The organism is Methylobacterium sp. AC832, from assembly GCF_979256025.1.
In genome coordinates, this window is record NZ_CEEDMV010000014.1 from 12,532 (window position 1) to 29,269 (window position 16,738).

Sequence of the window (16,738 nt, forward strand, 5' to 3'; positions counted from 1 at the left end):
TCGGCAGCATGGATCTCAAAAATGTTGCAGGGACGCCACGTCCGCGCCACCCATCACATGCTAGTCTGGAACGTGGAAGACGGGCTTCCGGGCCGTCAAAGCGGGTCAAAAGTCAGTTTGTCGGCGAAAGCATCAGCCCCGGATGTGACATCAGGGTTTCGAAACAGTTGATGCAAGAACGAGAGCCCGACGCACATTCACCGTTCACCAGTCCGGTGCCGCGAGCTCCAAAGGCATGAAAGACTTGATGCGTCCATCCCGCGCCTTCCACCTGCTCCCTGCACTCCTCGTCCTGCCTCTCGTCGCCCTTCCGGCGAACGAAGCCGGGGCGCAGAACTTTTTCGAGGAGCTGTTCGGCATCGGCAAGGCGGCTAAGCCTCCAGTACCACCTCGCGGGGTACCTCCGGCCGGAGCGCCTCAGCCGGGGACGTTGCTGCCGCCGGGCGCACCAGGAGAAACAGCCCCTGAAGCTCCAAGGCCGGCCCCTGCGCCCCCGCGCCCCGTCGTCCTGAAAACACCGAGCGACGACAACATCCTTGGCCAGGAACTCCTGCTCAATGGCCTGACCGGCAGCCTCAAGATCGACAAGGCTGGCAATGCGGCCACCGCGCGGATCACCTTGCCCGGCACCAAGATTTCGCAGCCGAGCGAGACCTGCAAGGTACCGCTATCCGGGGGCTCGCCGATTTCTCTTTCCTCCGAGGGACGTCCCCAGGGCGTGGCACGCTACGAGATCACCGGCGGTGAATGCCCGCTTCGGTTCGAAATCCTCGAAGGCAGCGTCTTGGTGACACCGATTAGCGGTGGCCGTGTCTGCAGCTTCGCATCGGCAGATTGCGCCACCAATCCGGGCGGCCTATGGGGTCCTGCAGCAGCGACCCTAATCCCTCGCTCCGCCGAATTCGACTCTGGACGAGGCGTCGCCGACAAGGCTGTGCGTGATAACTACAAGGTGATGACCCAGCGCGCCCGCGGGCAGGACGTCCGCACCATCGTCACCGAACAGGCGGCTTTCTCCTCCGACCGTGAGCAAACGTGCCGGACCTATGCCCGGGAGGGCGCCCACGGCTTCTGCAACGTGCGCTTCACCGAGGCGCGGGCACTTTCCCTTGCTGCAAGGCTTGGCGCTAATACGAGCACACCGACCGCGAGCACGACGCCCAGGCCTCGTAAGGCGAAGCCGCCGGTGGAGGGTATGAACCCAGACAGTGACGGTTCGCCGATCGGAGAATGAAGCGATACGAGCCGATCCGTTCAGGCTCGCCCTGCGCTGAAGGATAGCATCGCCGGGTCGATACCGTTGCTGCGCAGAGTGCGTTCGTACTTCGTTTCGAGCGCAGCATTGAAAATCATCTCCGGGTCTGCAGGGCAGTTGAGCCAGCCATTGGCGAGAATCTCGCTCTCGAGCTGGCCTGCCTGCCACCCTGCATAACCGAGGGCGAGGACTGCGCTGGCAGGTCCCGCCCCGTTCGCGATGGCCCGTAGAATCTCCACGGTCGCGGTGAGGCAGATCCCATCATCAATGATGAGTGTCGACTGATCGATGTGGAAGTCGTCGGTGTGAAGCACGAAGCCGCGCTTGGCATCCACCGGACCGCCCATGAGCACAGGAATATGGCCCACCTTCTCACGCAGGCGGATCGCGTCGCCCTCACTGGCGATGTCCAACTGGACCAGGAGGTCGGGCATGTTCAGGTCGCTGGCCGGCTTGTTAAGGATAATCCCCATCGCACCATCGGCGGAATGGGCGCAGAGATAGATCACCGACCTTGCGAAGCGCTCGTCCGTAAGGCCGGGCATTGCCACGAGGAACTGACCGTCGAGATAGGCGGAGACCGGATCATGTCGCATCGCATCATGCTACCTGGGCGTGATGGCTTGTCCAGCAGGGATGCGATCCAGCCCATCGATAAGAAGGATGACGACCTCCCTGTCCCTGCTGAAGCGGCGGCGCGTGAATGATGCATCGCTGGAAAATTCGCAGTTCCTAAGCTTCGATGACCTAAGGATCGAAGCGGGGAGTTGGAGGTCCACGGCGTCGGGAAGGGCTGAATCATCATCCTTCCCCACGGATTTTCAGCCCTTGCTAGTTCGGGAAACGGGAACGGCCTTTCGCCTCCTCTTTTCGCTCGAACCCGACTGGGCTGAGGACGACGACCTATCCGTGCCCGCTCGATACGGTCGACGTCCATCAATGGAATGTGGACGGGGGCTCCTTCGCGGAGGCTCGCCTCGACACGCCCCGAGGCTCGGGCTAGACCCTTCTCACCTATCGGGGGTCATCATGGCTCCATTGGCCCATGAGCTCTCGCGCGTCGTGGTGTCAGAACTCGGTCATCGAGACCGGGCATGGGCTCCAGGCGATCTGAGGAGACGACGACGGATGACGATCCAGGTTGGCGACCACCTTCCACAGGTGACCTTTCGCGTGAATGGCGCCGGGGGCCCCGAGGCTAAGACCACCGACGATATCTTCAAAGGGCGCCGTATCGTGCTGATCGGCGTACCAGGCGCATTCACGCCGAGCTGCCACCGCAACCACTTGCCCGGCTTCGTCGAGAAGCAGGAAGAGATCAAGGCACGCGGCGTCGATGCCGTGGCGGTGACCTCCGTCAACGACGTGTTCGTCCTCGAAGCCTGGCAGAAGGCCAGCAATGCCGACGGGATCGAGTTCCTCGCCGACGGCAATGCCGAGTTCGCCAAGGCCATCGGCCTCGACATGGACGGGGCCGGCTTCGGTCTCGGACCGCGCTCTAAGCGTTATTCCATGCTCGTGGATGACGGCGTCGTACGGGTCCTTAACGTCGAAGAATCCCCGGCCAAGACCGAAATTTCCGGCGTCGACGCCCTGCTCAAGGTTATCTGAACGGTCACACGTTCGGGGGTCGCGGTATCGCGGCCTCGTCGAACATCCTGCTGAGGGCGACCACGTCCGCGTGGTTGCCCGATACGAGATCGGTGATGTCACCGACGAGAAGCGCCTTGGCGTGACGGCAGGCGACACCGTAGCGTCCCGCCATACAGGTGCATCGCAGACGCGGGCCGCTCGGGCGGTCCTCCAGGGTCACCGCGTAGAGATTGCCGCTGCTACCCCGCACGGAGAACCGCATCGCCCCGATCGGCGAGACGGGTGACTCGAACGACCTTGTTTCCCGTTCGACATATCCGGCCGGCAGTCGCGTAACCGGCAGGTGGATCGCCCTTGCCAGGGCAGTGATGTCAGGAGCTCCGTGCTGCCTCGCCGCAGCGAGGGCGATCTCCGCGCAGGCATAGGCGTCCTCACCCGCATCGTGATGTTCGAAACGGATACCGAGCCGGGCCGCGACCTTGCCGAGGCCGCATCCCTCCGGTGCGGGAAACACTTTTCGCGCGATTTGAAGTGTGCAGAGCGAAGCGAAGGCTGGAACGGTCATGCCATAGGCGTGGAGCGAAGCCCGGAGCACACCCATGTCAAAGCCGGCATTGTGAGCGAGTACCAGCCCGGACGAGAGGTCGGGCAGGAACTCCGCCATCACATCCGGGAATTCCGGTTCCTTGCGGACATCCGCCGGCAGGATACCGTGGACCCGGATGTTGCCTGGCGAGAACCGAATCTCACGTGGCCGGATCAGGCGTGATTCACGCCGGACCACCGCGCCGCCTTCGATCCATGCGAGCCCGACCGCGCAGGCGCTGTCGCGCCGTTCGTTGGCCGTCTCGAAATCGATGGCGAGCGTCGTCACGCCGTCTCCACCATGGCGATCCAATCTTCCTCGCTCACCACTTTGACCCCGTGCTTCTCGGCATCTTTCAGCTTTGAGCCCGCGCCGGGCCCCGCGACGACAAGGTCGGTCTTGGCCGAGACGGAGCCCGAGACCTTGGCGCCGAGGCGTTCAGCCGTGGCTTTGGCCTCGCCTCGGGTCATGCGCTCCAGGGTGCCGGTGAAGACAAGGGTCTTGCCGGCGAAAGCGGTCGCAGTGGCGGCCACCGCCATCGGCTCAGTCTTCACTTCTCCGAGCAGGGCGTTGACCGCATCGGCATTGTGAGGTTCGGCAAAGAACGCGATGAGGGAATCGGTGGCCACGGGGCCGATCTCGCCATCGTCGGCGAAGACCCGATAGGGATCGCCGGGACGCTGGTCACGGGCGCGGGCGACGGCTGCTTCCACGGCAGCCTCGTCGCCGTAATGGGCGATCAGGTTAGCCCGCTGCGCCGTAGTCGGGCGCCGGCCCGTCCCGACCTCGCTGCCCTCCGCCTCGCCCACGAAACCGAATTCGAGCAACCGGTCCCGCGTCGTCGGCCCAACCCTCGGTACCGCCGAGAGTTCGAGCCAGTCCGGTCCAGCTTGAGCGGCGGCAGCGGCGGCGAGGGCCTGCATCAGGCTCGGCATATCCGGAAAGCGTTTGGCCAGGGCTTTGGCGGTGGACTCGCCAATATGGCGAATCCCGAGGGCGAACAGGAACCGGTTGAGGGCCAGGCTGCGGCGCTCAATGATGGAGGCGAGCAGGTTCTTAATGGCCTTGTCCTCGTCGTCCCCCTTCTTCTTCGCCTTTTTCGGTGGCGGCTCACCTTCGGCGCGACGCTCGGCCGAAAGCGCTTCTCGACGGGCGACGATAGCCTCCTTCAACGGCGCGAATTCCAGGCGGAACAGGTCAGCAGGTTGCTTGATGAGTCCGGCCTCGAACAGCACCTCGATATAGGTCTGGCCGAAGCCTTCGAGATCGAAGGCGTTGCGCGAGACGAAATGCTTCAGGCGCTCCAGTCCCTGCGCCGGGCAGATGAGCCCGCCAGTGCAGCGGCGTACCGCATCGCGCTGTCCGGTGCGTGGATTGACCTCGCGGACGGCGCGGCTGCCGCAGGCGGGGCAGGTCTCCGGAAAGACATAGGGCTTCGATTCCGGCGGCCGCCGCGCAAGATCGACATCCATCACCTTCGGGATCACGTCGCCGGCACGTTGGACGATGACCGTATCGCCGACGCGGATGTCGCGACCGTCGCGGATCGGCTCGCCGTCCCCGCCAACGCCCTGGACGTAGCCTTCGTTATGAAGCGTCGCGTTCGAAACAACGACACCGCCCACCGTTACGGGCTTCAACCGCGCCAGCGGATTCAACGACCCGGTCCGGCCGACATTGATCTCGATGGCCTCGAGGATCGTGAAGGCCTTCTGCGCCGCAAACTTATGCGCCAGCGCCCAGCGCGGGCTGCGCGAGACGAAGCCAAGGCGTCGCTGAAGAGCCAGATCGTCGACCTTGTAGACGATGCCGTCGATGTCGTAGCCGAGGCCGGCGCGATCCTCCTCGATCGTGCGGTAATGCGCCAGCATGGCTTCCGCGTCTGTGCAGAGCACAGTGCGGTCGTTCACCGCGAATCCCCAGGAGGCGAAGGCCGCGATCATGCGGTGCTGCGTCGTCTCCGGCATCTCCGACATCTCACCCCAGGCATAGGCGAAGAATTTCAACGGCCGCGAGGCGGTGATCTGGGAATCGAGCTGGCGCAGGGACCCAGCCGCCGCATTGCGCGGATTGGCGAAAAGCGCCTTCCCTGCCGCTTCCTGGCGAGCGTTGATGGCGGCGAAATCCGCGTGCGAGAGATAGACCTCGCCACGTACCTCGCAGATCTCCGGCCAACCCGTCCCAGCCAGCACCTCCGGGATGCCCGAGACGGTTCTCGCATTCGCGGTCACATCCTCGCCGACCTCGCCATCGCCGCGGGTGGCCGCCGTGACAAGCTTACCCTCGACATAGCGTAGGGAGAGGGACAGGCCGTCGATCTTGGGCTCGGCAGTGAAGGCAAGCGGCTCATCGGGCAGGTTAAGGAAGCGACGGACCCGGCCCACGAAATCGTGGACCTCCTCATCCGCGAAGGCGTTCCCCAGCGACAGCATCGGCACCGCATGCCGAACTTTAGCGAATTTTTCCGAGGCCTTTGCGCCGACGGAGGCGCTTGCCTGTCCGGTGCCGGCAAGATCCGGAAAGCGGGTCTCGATCGTCTCGAGGCGACGCCGGAGGGCGTCGTATTCCGCATCCGTGATCTCGGGTGCGTCCTCTCCGTGATAGAGCCGGTCTGCCTCCGCGATCTGCTCGGACAATGCGGCGTGCTCGGCCCGAGCCTCCTCGGCGCTCATGGCATCGATCGGGTCGGACAAGGCGGATGCTGGCATGAATACGTTTCGCGGCTTTGGCTGGGGCATCGCGGGGTTTATCACAACCGGGCACGGCGACGGGAGGCCCCACGGATGCGCCGCAGCGGCACGGTGGAGAGGTAACCTTCGGCGGAAGCCATACGAATGGAACAGGCAGTCTCGCGCGAACGTGTGACTGGCCACCCTATATCGTCCCCACGCTCGCCTATTTGAGGGTGAAGACTTTTCCGATGACGGACCTTCATGCCTGCCACACCCGCTTTCTCCGCTCCCTGGCGTGACCGCGCCCGCCGTGTCTCGGGCTTGAAACTCGCGACATTCCTGTTCGCGCTGGCGCCCGGCCTCTGGCTCGCCGCCGCCTATGGGCTCGACGCCCTTGGGCCGAAGCCGATCACCGCCCTCATTCACAGCACAGGAGAGTGGGCGGTGCGCTTCCTGCTGCTGTCGCTCGCAGTGACACCGCTGCGGCGGATCGCGAACTATCCGAAGCTGATCCTGGTCCGGCGCATGCTCGGCCTCACCGTCCTCGCCTATGGTGTCGTCCATCTAGGTCTCTATGTCGTGGACCAGAATTTCATCCTGTCGAAGGTGGTGAGCGAGATCGTCTCGCGGTTCTATCTCACGATCGGCTTCGTGGCCCTGCTCGGTCTCACCGTATTGGGGATCACCTCCACGGACGGGATGATCCGCCGTCTCGGCAAAGCCTGGCCGCGCCTGCATAAAACCGTCTACGTCATCGCGGTGCTCGGCCTGTTCCACTACTTCCTTCAGGCCAAGATCGACGTGTCGGCGCCGGTCTACTGGACGGGCCTGTTTCTTCTGCTGATGGGATGGCGGGGAATGCAGCGTTTCCGCCTGCCAATGAACGCGATCACCCTCCTCGGCCTCGCCATCGCGGCCTCCCTCGTCACCGCCCTGGTGGAAGCGGCGTGGTATGGGGTGAAGAGCGGCGTACCCGCCAGCGCGGTGCTCGGAGCCAATCTCGAATTCTACGATGGCCTGCGCCCGGCTTGGTGGGTGCTCGTCACCGGCATCGCGCTGCCCCTGCTCAACGTGATGCGTCCCGACATGACTAGAGGCGGCAAGGGCAGACCTGCCCCCCACCAGTCCGGGCGGGAAGCGGTCCAGGCGAGCTGAGCGCTTGCTGCAGCGCAGTCCCTCACGCACAAGCTCAGCACCGTCCGGGTGAGTGGGCGTCTCGAACGTGAGGGAATTCCAGCGATGCGTGTCAGGCTTCTTGGAGCGGCTCTCGTTCTGACAGTCCTTCTTCCGTCCTTCGCCATGGCGGAATGCGCGAAGGCCGTGCCGCCGGACCCGGCGACGCGCCCGACGAAGCCGACCGCCCCCGCCAAGCCGGCTTGCCTCGATGCCAAGGGAGGATGCCCCGGCTGGGAGGCCTACACGTTCAACGACGCGGTGAAGGCTTACAATCTCCAGATCGCGGCCTATCGTCCCCTGGCCGAGGCCTATGTGAAGGCGCTGAATGCCTATGTGAAAGCGAGCGGCGACTACGCGCAGTGTGAGGTGAAATCGCTGCAATAGTGGGGGCTTCGCGGACCCGTGACGCCTTCCCTCGCTTGACCCTCCTTGGGTGCGATGCCACAGCCTGCGGCATCGCCAGCGCCAGACAGGATGTCCGATGTCCGCTCCCCTCGACCTTCTCGTCCTCGGCAATGCCATCGTCGACCTGATCGCGCTGACGGATGATGGGTTTCTCGAACAGCAGGGCGTCCCCAAGGGCGCGATGCAGCTCATCGACGAGGACCGCGCGGAGAGCCTGTTCTCGGTGATGGGACCGGCCACCATCGTTTCCGGCGGTTCTGGCGCGAACACCGCGGTGGGCGCGGCTCTCCTCGGCGCGAAGACCGGCTTCATCGGCAAGGTCCGCGACGACGAGCTCGGGGGGCTTTTCGCCCATGATCTCAAGGCGACGGGCGTCTCCTTCACTGTGCCGGCCGCTCCGGAAGGCCCTGCCACAGCCCGTTGCTTCATTTTGGTGACGCCGGATGGCGAGCGCACCATGAACACCTATCTCGGCGCCTGCCAGGGTCTGTCACCGGCCGATGTCGACGAGGCCACCGTGGCGAGTGCCCGCACCGTCTATCTCGAAGGTTATCTCTGGGACCCGCCGGCGGCCAAAGAGGCTTTCCGCAAGGCCGCCAAGATCGCCCACAATGCCGGCAACGCCGTCGCACTGACATTGTCCGATGCGTTCTGCGTCGGCCGCTACCGCGAGGAGTTCCTGGGCCTTATCCGCGACGGCAGCATCGATATTCTGTTCGCCAATATCGGCGAGTTGAAGAGCCTGTACGAGACGGACAACGAAGAAGCGGCCATCAAAGCTTTGCGCGACGAACGTAACCAGCGCGGAATGCATCTCCTCGGCCTCGTCACCCGGTCCGCCGAGGGCGCGATCGTGGTGAAGGGCGGTGAGATCCGCGCCATCGAGGCCGCACCGGTGACCGAAGTGGTGGATACGACCGGCGCCGGAGACCTGTTCGCGGCGGGTTTCCTCGCCGGACATGCCCGCGGCCTCGACAACGTCTCGAGCGCCCGGCTCGGAGCCTTGGCGGCGGCGGAGGTGATCCAGCATATCGGCGCCCGGCCGCAGCACGACCTCGTGGCCCTGGCCAAGGCGCGCGGCCTCCTCTGAAATCACCGCCATAGCACCCCCCTTTCGACCGCCATCGGACGCGATTTACGAAGAAGCGGTAGATGGGTCCGATTCCGGTGCGGGAGGCCCGCGAAAGCGGGCCTGCGAGGCTCAACCGAGCAGGCGCTCGAACAGCGATCTGACCTCGGCGCGGCGTTCATCGAGTTCCGCCGCCAGGGTCGCGGCATCCGGCAGGCCCATGGCGATGGCGAGCCGCGTCAGCGCCACCGACGCGCCCGCCTTCGATTCCGCCTCGCCCATGAGACGCTGCCAATGGAGCACGTCGTCGAAGAGGCGATAGGCCTCGCCGAGCCGTCGCGCCTCGTTCACCGGCAGAAGGCCCCGATTACCAGCCTCGGCGAAGACGGAGGATGCATCGAGGCCGACGAGACCGGGATGGCTTTCGGCATGGGCCAGGGTCAGGGCCTGGGCCATGAAGTCGAGATCGAGCAATCCTCCGGGCGCCAGCTTGAGATCGAGCGGCCCCGCAAACCCTTTCTCACTGGCCACAATCTGGCGCATGTCGCGAACCGCGCGGAAGACCTCCGCCGTCTCGCGCTTCAGCCCGACGATGATCTGGACCTGCGCCATCACCTCGTCGCCGAGACTTCGATCCCCTGCGACGACCCGGGCTCGGGTGAGCGCCATGTGCTCCCATAGATCGGCCTCCCCCTGCTGATAGGGGAGGAAACTCCGCATCTGCACCGCCACGGGCCCCTGCCCGCCGCCGGGACGCAGGCGAAGATCGACCTCGTAGAGACCGCCGCGCCGGGTCAGTGCGGTCAGCGCCGCGACGAGGCGTTGCGTCAGCCGGTTATAGGCCATGACCGCGTCGATGGACTTCGGCCCGAGGCTCGTCCGGTTCTCCGCATCGAAATCGTAGAGCACGACGAGGTCGATGTCGGATTCCGCCGTCATCTGGTTGGCCCCGAGCCGCCCGAGGCCGAGGACGACACAGCGCCCGCCAGGCACCTCCCCATGCTCGGCGAAGAACTGGCGCGAGACCTCATCGAGGCTGGCCGCCACGACGACATCGGCGATGCCCGCATAGGCCCGCCCCGCCGCCTGCGGCGACAGGATGCCCGTGAGCAGCCGTGCCCCCGTGACGAAGCGCAATTGCCGCGCGGCGTCCCGGCTGCGGTCGAGGAAATCCTCGTAGGCCGCGGGCTTGCCGACGAGCCCGTGATACTGCGCGGCGATGTCCTCGGCATCCACCTTCGGCACGACGAAGGCCGGGTCGATGACCGTGTCGAGGACATGGGGACTGAAGGCGACGGTCTCGGCCAGGCGCGGCGCGCTTCCCAACAGGTCGGCGAAGAGCAGGCGCAGACGATCGTTCGAGCGCAGGATGGTGAGGAGTTCCACCGCCGCCGGCATCCGCGCGAAGGCCCGGTCGAGGGTATCCAGGGCCACATCGGGGTTCGGCGTGCCGCCGAGCGCCTGCATCAAGGCCGGGACGAGCTCGGTGAGAACCTCGCGGGCACGCGCCGTGCGCACAGCGGGGCGACGACCGAAATGCCAGCCGCGCACCGTCTCGGCCACGCGCTCGGGATCGGCAAAGCCCAGGGTCCGGAGGGTGGCGAGGGTCGCGGGATCGTTGTCCGTCCCGCTGAAGACGAGATTTCCCACGGAAGCCGACAGGTCCGGTTCCGCCTCGAACAACAGGGCATAATGCGCCTGCACGCGCCGGGCGTGATGGAGCAGTTCCGTCTCGAAGGCCTTGGCATCGGCGAAACCGGCGAAACGGGCGAAGCTCTCGAGGCCGGCCTCTTCGGTCGGCAATCGTTGCGTCTGCTCGTCATTCACCATCTGCAGGCGGTGCTCGATGGTGCGCAGGAAATCGTAGGCTTGGCCCAGCTCGTCGCGCGCGGTGCCGTCGATCCAGCCTTCCTCGGTGAGCGCCGCCAGCATCGCGATGGTGCGGCGGCCGCGCAGGTCCGGCCGTCTCCCGCCGAAGACGAGCTGCTGGGTCTGGACGAAGAACTCGATCTCGCGGATGCCGCCGCGCCCGAGCTTGATGTCGTGCCCGGCGACCGCGATCGTGTCGTGCCCGCGCACGGCATGGATCTGGCGCTTCATCGCATGGACGTCGGCGATGGAGGCGAAGTCGAAATACTTGCGCCAGACGAAGGGCCGCAAGCCCGCCAGGAAGTGTTCGCCCGCCTCGATGTCTCCGGCGATCGCGCGCGCCTTGATATAGGCGGCGCGCTCCCAGTTCTGGCCGAGATTCTCGTAGTAGAGATAGGCCGAGTTCAGCGAGATGGCCGTCGGCGTCGATCCGGGATCGGGGCGCAGGCGGTAATCCACGCGATGGACGTAACCCTCGGCGGTGCGCTCCTGCAGCAGCTTGGCGATCCCCTGCGCGAGTTTGGAGAAGAACGGCGTCGGAGCCAGTCCTTCCTTCAACCGCGCGATATCGGGATCGAAGAACACGACGAGGTCTATGTCGCTGGAATAGTTGAGCTCGCCGGCCCCGAGCTTGCCAAGGCCGAGGATGACGAGGCCGGATTTGAGCTGCGGGCTCGCGATGTCATGGGGGTAAAACCGCCCGGCCTCGGCTGCCTGCAACAAAAGAGCTTCGGCAGCCGCATGAACGGAGGCATCGGCGAAATCGGAGAGCGCCTTGGTCACCGTCGCCAGGGGCCAGAGCCCACCGATATCGGCGAGGGCCACCAGAAGGGCATGATCACCGCGGTTGCGTCGAAGCTCGGCGGCGACGGCGTCGAGATCGCGGACCTCTCCGGATTCCTGGCGTGCGGCAGAGCGCTGCCGGGCGATGAGGTCGGCCACCACGCGTTCGGGCGATCGATCCAGCATCGCGGCGACGCGCACGGGGTCCCGCACCACGCGCTGCCAGAGAAAGGGAGAATGGTCGGCGAGGCCAAGAAGCAGCGCTCGTCCCGCCTCATCGAGATGGGCGAACGCGGCCTCGACCTCCTTGAGCCGTGCCGCCGCACGCTCGGGATCCATCAGGACGGGCGCCCTCGTCAGGCGCTGGGTCAAAGGCGCTTCCTCGGTCACGGGCTGTCCTTTCCCGGCTCAGCGGGTTCAGCAAAAGCGGGCACTGGTTCTACGTCAGAAAACGCGCGACACTTCAAAAGCCCAAGCTCGTGGTGGAAATCTGACGGAAGGTACCCGCCTTGAGTATCCGCGATGGGTGAGAAGCGGGCTTTAGCCCTCCGCCGGGAATCGGACGTTCCGTATTCGGCCCGACAACGTCATAGGATGGGCGCGGCTGCCTTCTCGAAAGCGGTCGTTCGACCCCTCGAGATGGTGCTCTTCTACCCTCCTGATGCCGAGATGGTCGAACGACGAGCGGTTCGCTCGATTGCATCGGCAATGGCTCGGTACAAGGATGGCGGCAGATCATGGCTCATCCCGGCGATCAACATCATCTCCGCTTCCGGGATTGAAGCTGCAGTGTCCTCACCGCAGGCAGGAGGAAAGAGAGGATCGTCCGTCCCGTGAATGACGAGTGTCGGCGCCGTGATCGCGGCAAGCCGTGAGCGACGGTCACCAGCCACCCCAACCGCCGCGACCTGTCGTCCGAACCCACCCGGCGCACGGCCTCTCCGAACCTCCTCCTGGAGGAGAGCGCGGAAGCCCCCTTCGTCGAACGGATGAGCAGTGCCAGCAATGCGGCGTGCGAAGGTGACGCCGTGATCGAGGAAGCCCGCCTCGTCCCAGACGGGATCGGGAGCGGGACGCATCATCATTGCCAACACGTCGGGCGCAGCCGGTGGCAGACACGGGTTGCCTGTGCTCGACATCATCGAGGTAAGCGAGAGAACGTGGGACGGGTGCTCGCTTGCCATGATCTGGGCGATCATGCCGCCCATCGAGCGACCGACGACGTTGGCTCGGCGTATGGACAGGACATCGAGCAAGCCGAGCGCGTCTGAGGCCATGTCGTCGAGCGTGTAGGCGAGTTCCGGCCGTCGCCCCTCAGCAAGCGTCGCGGCCAAGGCCGCGAAATCCATTGCGCCGTGCTCGGTAAAGTGGGTCGAGCGTCCTGTGTCCCGGTTGTCGAACCGCACGACACGATAGCCGCGCGTCACCAACTCGCGGCAGAAGGGGACGGCCCAGCGGATCATCTGCGTGCCGAGCCCCGCGATCAGAAGGATCGTCTCAGCCGCCTCGTCTCCGAAGCTGTCATAGGCCAGGGTGACGCCGTTGGCCGTCAAACGTGCTGGACTGGGTTCTGTGCTCATATCCGGACAGCCCGAAGCTGCTCTGCCCATAGGACAAGACGCTCCTTCATCACTCGGTCGCGGACGTATCCAATCTCTTCAGCATCCAACCGCTCGACGATCTCGAAGCTGAACGCCCCTGCTCCATGCGCATTCCAGGCGATCTGGAGCGAACGGTGCGTGTTCATGCCCTGCCGGAGGGTAAACCAGAGGCGGTTCTGGATCTTGGAGAGGTCGGGCGACCCACCGACCCAAACCTCACCGGACGCCACGCAGCGGACGGCGTAGATGCCGCCTTCGACCTCCCGCTTCTTGTAGGCGTTAACAGCCACCTTTCTGTCTTCGGTTCTCATCACAAGCCCTCGTAGATCGGCAGCGACGCTATCGAAGCCGATACTTACGCGTAATATCATCCGGGTAAAATTGACGACAAGGGCTCGCTGTGGCTATGACGTCAGGATGGAGGTGCCATGTCAGACGACCAGATGAGGACGTTCACCGCGTTTGTGGGGGTGCGGCGGCTCGCCAGCGGTCGCTTGATAGACGTGGCTCTCGCCATGAAAGCGCAGGCGGCGGAAGAAGGCGATCCGATCTTGACCTTCGACGACAGGTCGGGCGCCGTCATTGACCTCGATCTGCGGGGAACCGAGGCGGAGATCGTCGCACGTTTCGCCGAACTCGCGGATGCGGGAGACGCCGCGGGCACCGTCGAGAGCCGACCGGATCCCGATGGTGCACCAAGGAGCCGTGGTCGCCCGAAGCTCGGGGTCATCGCTCGCGAGGTGACGCTACTTCCCCGTCATTGGGAGTGGCTTGCCTCCCAGCCGGGCGGCGCATCGCAAGCGTTAAGGCGCCTCGTTGACGAAGCGCGGAGGGCAGATGGTGGGCAAACCCGGATGAAGGCAGCGAAAGAGGCCGCATACCGCTTCCTCTCAGCGTTGGCGGGCGATCTACCCGGGTTTGAGGAGGCAATCCGGGCGCTGGTCGCCGGGGATGCCAAAGGCTTTGCCAGCCACATGACGGCATGGCCCCCGAACATACGAGACCATGCGCTTAAGCTTGCAGCGCTCGCCTGAGCAAACGCCCGGCGGGAAGCTCAAGTCTGCGTTCGAACAACGTCGGCTTTTCAAGATCCACGTCAGCAAGCTGACATTCTGAAATCCACCCCAACCCGGTCGTTGGCCTTTGCCTCGACAGCCTGGGAGCGGACCTTTCGAGAATCGGCAAGGGGGTCGGGACGGACCCAGGCCGTCGGTTCCATCCGTCGGATGTCGACCACCAGATGGAGCATGGGCTCGCCAACGCGGGCCTGCTTTGGATCTCTCAAAGCAACTCCCGCTGCGCCGTTGTGCCGTGAGCGAGAGACGACGGCGACGGTAAGTTTTGTAAGGCAGTTTCAGGCCGGGAGGGTCATGACGACGCGAAGTCCCGGCTGATTGTCTTCCAGCGCGAGTGTGCCCTGATGAAGGCGCACCACCGCATTGATGAGACTGAGCCCTAGACCGAATCCCGGTAGCGACCGCGCTTCCTCTAGGCGGACGAACCGGCCGAGGACGCGCCCGCGCGCATCCTCGGGAATGCCCGGACCATTGTCGGAGACGATGACCGCAATGCCGGATCCGCGCTCTTCGGCGGTGACACGCACCGTTCCGCCGGCGCCGCCATATTTCACAGCATTGTCGATGAGGTTGGCGAGGGCCTGGCCCACGAGTTCGCGATTGCCACGGATCATGAGCCCTTCGGGCGCCTCGATGCCCAGTTCCATCCCCCGCTCGGACGCCAGTGCCTCATAGAGTTCGCCCACACCCTGCGCCACGAGGCCGAGATCGAACCGGGCCATGATCTCCTGCGCGTTTCCGGCCTCCAGCCGCGCGATCATCAGCAGGGCATTGAAGACCCGGATCAGGCCGTCGCTCTCCTCGATGACGCCCTCCATGGCGGCACGCAATTGCTCGGGCGTATCGGCGCCGTGAAGCGCTTCGTCGGCGCGGTTTCGCAGCCGGGTGAGCGGGGTCTTGAGATCGTGGGCGATATTGTCGGAGACTTCGCGCAAGCCGCGCATCAACTCGCCAATACGCTCGAGCATCTCGTTGAGATTGCTCGCCAGGCGATCGAGTTCGTCGCCATTTCCGGCCACCGCGAGCCGCCCATCGAGGTCGCCGGCCATGATCCGGCGCGTCGTCTCCGTCATGGCGTCGACCCGCCGGAGAACGCGGCTGGCCACGAACCATCCCCCGACGACGCCGAGGATGACGACCAGGGCCACGGAAGAACCGAAAGTCGTCGCGATGATGGAGCGCAGCCGGTCACGCTCCTCCACGTCGCGTCCGACGACGAGGCGGAACCCTCCGGGAAGAACGAAGACCTGAAGAATGGCGTGGCGGTCGAGCACGTCGGATTGGCCGCTGCGGGCATAGGCGGCCTCGGTCTGACCGGGCTGGGCCAGGGTTCCGTCGGCGAGCGCTCCGACATTGCCGACGACCCGCTCTCCCGCAGCCGTCGTGACCAGATAGAGGGAGGCTCCCGGTTCGCCGGCCCGGCGTTCGACGACGGAGATCAGCCGGCGCAAACCTCCTGCCTTGTACTGTTCGGACAGGCCGTTGATCTCGGCCTCGATGGTCGACACCATCTGGTCGTCGAGCACGCGGCTCGCATTCCAGGCGACATAGCCCAAAGCCAGGAAGGCGAATGTCGCGAAGACGACCAGATAGGCGAAGGACAGCTTGAAGGCCGTCGTCCGGAACAGGTTCCGGATACGCGCGGGCAGACCGTCGGCCTCGCTCACGGCGTGTCGGACGAGCGCGAGGAATCGTCCGGTCGCAGGATATAGCCGGCACCGCGGATCGTATGGATCAGGGCGGTGTCGAAATCCTTGTCGAGCTTGGCCCGCAGGCGTGAGACATGGACATCGATGACGTTGGTCTGCGGGTCGAAATGGTAGTCCCAGACGTGTTCGAGCAGCATCGTGCGGGTCACGACCTGCCCGGCATGGCGCATGAGATATTCGAGCAGACGAAATTCGCGCGGTTGAAGCAGGATTTCATGGCCGCCGCGGGTGACGCGGTGCGACAGGCGATCGAGATGCAGGTCCCCCACATGATAGGACGTCGCCTCGGCGGTGCCGGGCGTGGATGCACGGCGCCGTGCCAACACCTCGGCGCGGGCGAGCAGCTCGGAGAAGGCATAGGGTTTCGGCAGATAATCGTCGCCACCAGCCCGCAGGCCTTTCACCCGGTCGTCGACCTGCCCGAGCGCCGAGAGGATCAGGATCGGCGTGGTGACTTCCTGCTCGCGCAGGGACCGAACCAGCGACAATCCGTCGAGCTTCGGCAACATGCGGTCGACGATGAGGACATCGTAATCGCCCTCCCGCGCCATTGCATAGCCATCCAGCCCGTCGACCGCATGGTCCGGCACGTGACCGGCTTCCTTGAAAGCCTTGACGAGATAGGAGACCGCCTCGCGGTCGTCCTCGATGATGAGAAGACGCATGGGGCCGGACGATACGTGGTCGGGAATGCGCGGGAAAGCCGCTTGAGCTTGGATCGGCACGAAGCCCCCTCCCCTCTTCTGAGACAGGATGGGACTGTGCCGGGCCTCGCCTTACCTCCCTTTGGCCGGATCATGACCATCCGGTAAGGAAAGCGACTTTGGAACGCAAAACGCCCGCCTCGGATGAGGCGGGCGTTTTGGTGTGATCGTTGAGGGGGGATGGTTATCCTGTTCTGTGCAGGTCTGGCGGCGACCGACTCTCCCGTGTCTTGAGACACA

The 16,738-nt window shown here is 65.0% G+C and carries 14 protein-coding genes; 6 read left to right on the forward strand and 8 right to left on the reverse strand.

What is annotated here, in order from left to right; translation table 11 throughout:
* Nucleotides 1–247: 247 nt before the first annotated feature.
* Nucleotides 248–1,234 (forward strand): hypothetical protein, encoded by a 987-nt coding sequence (locus AC0IXR_RS24405; RefSeq protein ID WP_056429643.1) that lies wholly within the window; start codon nt 248–250, stop codon nt 1,232–1,234.
* A gap of 20 nt (nt 1,235–1,254) precedes the next feature.
* On the opposite strand, the gene AC0IXR_RS24410 is transcribed toward AC0IXR_RS24405, so the two are convergent.
* Complete coding sequence (locus AC0IXR_RS24410; protein ID WP_461228297.1) at nt 1,255–1,851, reverse strand: YqgE/AlgH family protein; 597 nt, start codon at nt 1,849–1,851, stop codon at nt 1,255–1,257.
* A gap of 532 nt (nt 1,852–2,383) precedes the next feature.
* Between AC0IXR_RS24410 and AC0IXR_RS24415 the strand changes: the two genes are divergently transcribed.
* Complete coding sequence (locus tag AC0IXR_RS24415) at nt 2,384–2,866, forward strand: peroxiredoxin (protein WP_056429647.1); 483 nt, start codon at nt 2,384–2,386, stop codon at nt 2,864–2,866.
* A 4-nt stretch (nt 2,867–2,870) separates the two neighbouring features.
* On the opposite strand, the gene AC0IXR_RS24420 is transcribed toward AC0IXR_RS24415, so the two are convergent.
* Nucleotides 2,871–3,722 (reverse strand): 3'-5' exonuclease, encoded by an 852-nt coding sequence (locus AC0IXR_RS24420; RefSeq protein ID WP_471762507.1) that lies wholly within the window; start codon nt 3,720–3,722, stop codon nt 2,871–2,873.
* On the reverse strand, nt 3,719–6,142 hold the full coding sequence (ligA, locus tag AC0IXR_RS24425; protein ID WP_471762508.1) for an NAD-dependent DNA ligase LigA: 2,424 nt from the start codon (nt 6,140–6,142) through the stop codon (nt 3,719–3,721). The genes AC0IXR_RS24420 and ligA overlap by 4 nt, the downstream gene beginning before the upstream one ends.
* Nucleotides 6,143–6,367: 225 nt before the next feature.
* On the opposite strand from ligA, the gene AC0IXR_RS24430 reads away from it, so the two are divergent.
* From AC0IXR_RS24430 to AC0IXR_RS24440, 3 genes are all read left to right on the forward strand, one after another.
* Nucleotides 6,368–7,261 (forward strand): protein-methionine-sulfoxide reductase heme-binding subunit MsrQ, encoded by an 894-nt coding sequence (locus tag AC0IXR_RS24430; protein WP_471762509.1) that lies wholly within the window; start codon nt 6,368–6,370, stop codon nt 7,259–7,261.
* 84 nt (nt 7,262–7,345) lie between these two features.
* Nucleotides 7,346–7,666, forward strand: coding sequence for a hypothetical protein (locus tag AC0IXR_RS24435; protein ID WP_461222434.1), 321 nt, complete (start codon nt 7,346–7,348; stop codon nt 7,664–7,666).
* Between the two features lie 97 nt (nt 7,667–7,763).
* Entirely contained in the window at nt 7,764–8,777 is a 1,014-nt protein-coding gene (locus AC0IXR_RS24440) for an adenosine kinase (RefSeq protein WP_471762510.1), read from the forward strand.
* A gap of 111 nt (nt 8,778–8,888) precedes the next feature.
* On the opposite strand, the gene AC0IXR_RS24445 is transcribed toward AC0IXR_RS24440, so the two are convergent.
* From AC0IXR_RS24445 to AC0IXR_RS24455, 3 genes are all read right to left on the reverse strand, one after another.
* Nucleotides 8,889–11,747 (reverse strand): bifunctional [glutamine synthetase] adenylyltransferase/[glutamine synthetase]-adenylyl-L-tyrosine phosphorylase, encoded by a 2,859-nt coding sequence (locus AC0IXR_RS24445; protein WP_471762515.1) that lies wholly within the window; start codon nt 11,745–11,747, stop codon nt 8,889–8,891.
* A gap of 311 nt (nt 11,748–12,058) precedes the next feature.
* Nucleotides 12,059–12,988, reverse strand: coding sequence for an alpha/beta fold hydrolase (locus AC0IXR_RS24450; protein ID WP_471762511.1), 930 nt, complete (start codon nt 12,986–12,988; stop codon nt 12,059–12,061).
* Nucleotides 12,985–13,320, reverse strand: coding sequence for a GIY-YIG nuclease family protein (locus tag AC0IXR_RS24455; RefSeq protein WP_471762512.1), 336 nt, complete (start codon nt 13,318–13,320; stop codon nt 12,985–12,987). The genes AC0IXR_RS24450 and AC0IXR_RS24455 overlap by 4 nt, the downstream gene beginning before the upstream one ends.
* A 117-nt stretch (nt 13,321–13,437) precedes the next feature.
* Here AC0IXR_RS24455 and AC0IXR_RS24460 point away from each other — a divergent pair, with 117 nt between their 5' ends.
* The gene (locus AC0IXR_RS24460) at nt 13,438–14,043 is read left to right on the forward strand and encodes a DUF2239 family protein (protein WP_471762513.1); all 606 of its coding nucleotides are present in this window, start codon (nt 13,438–13,440) and stop codon (nt 14,041–14,043) included.
* Between the two features lie 320 nt (nt 14,044–14,363).
* Here the strand turns inward: AC0IXR_RS24460 and AC0IXR_RS24465 are convergent, their stop codons facing one another.
* Nucleotides 14,364–15,752, reverse strand: a complete 1,389-nt coding sequence (locus AC0IXR_RS24465) for a HAMP domain-containing sensor histidine kinase (protein WP_471762514.1) — start codon at nt 15,750–15,752, stop codon at nt 14,364–14,366.
* Entirely contained in the window at nt 15,749–16,459 is a 711-nt protein-coding gene (locus AC0IXR_RS24470) for a response regulator transcription factor (RefSeq protein WP_056429667.1), read from the reverse strand. The genes AC0IXR_RS24465 and AC0IXR_RS24470 overlap by 4 nt, the downstream gene beginning before the upstream one ends.
* Nucleotides 16,460–16,738 lie beyond the last annotated feature (279 nt).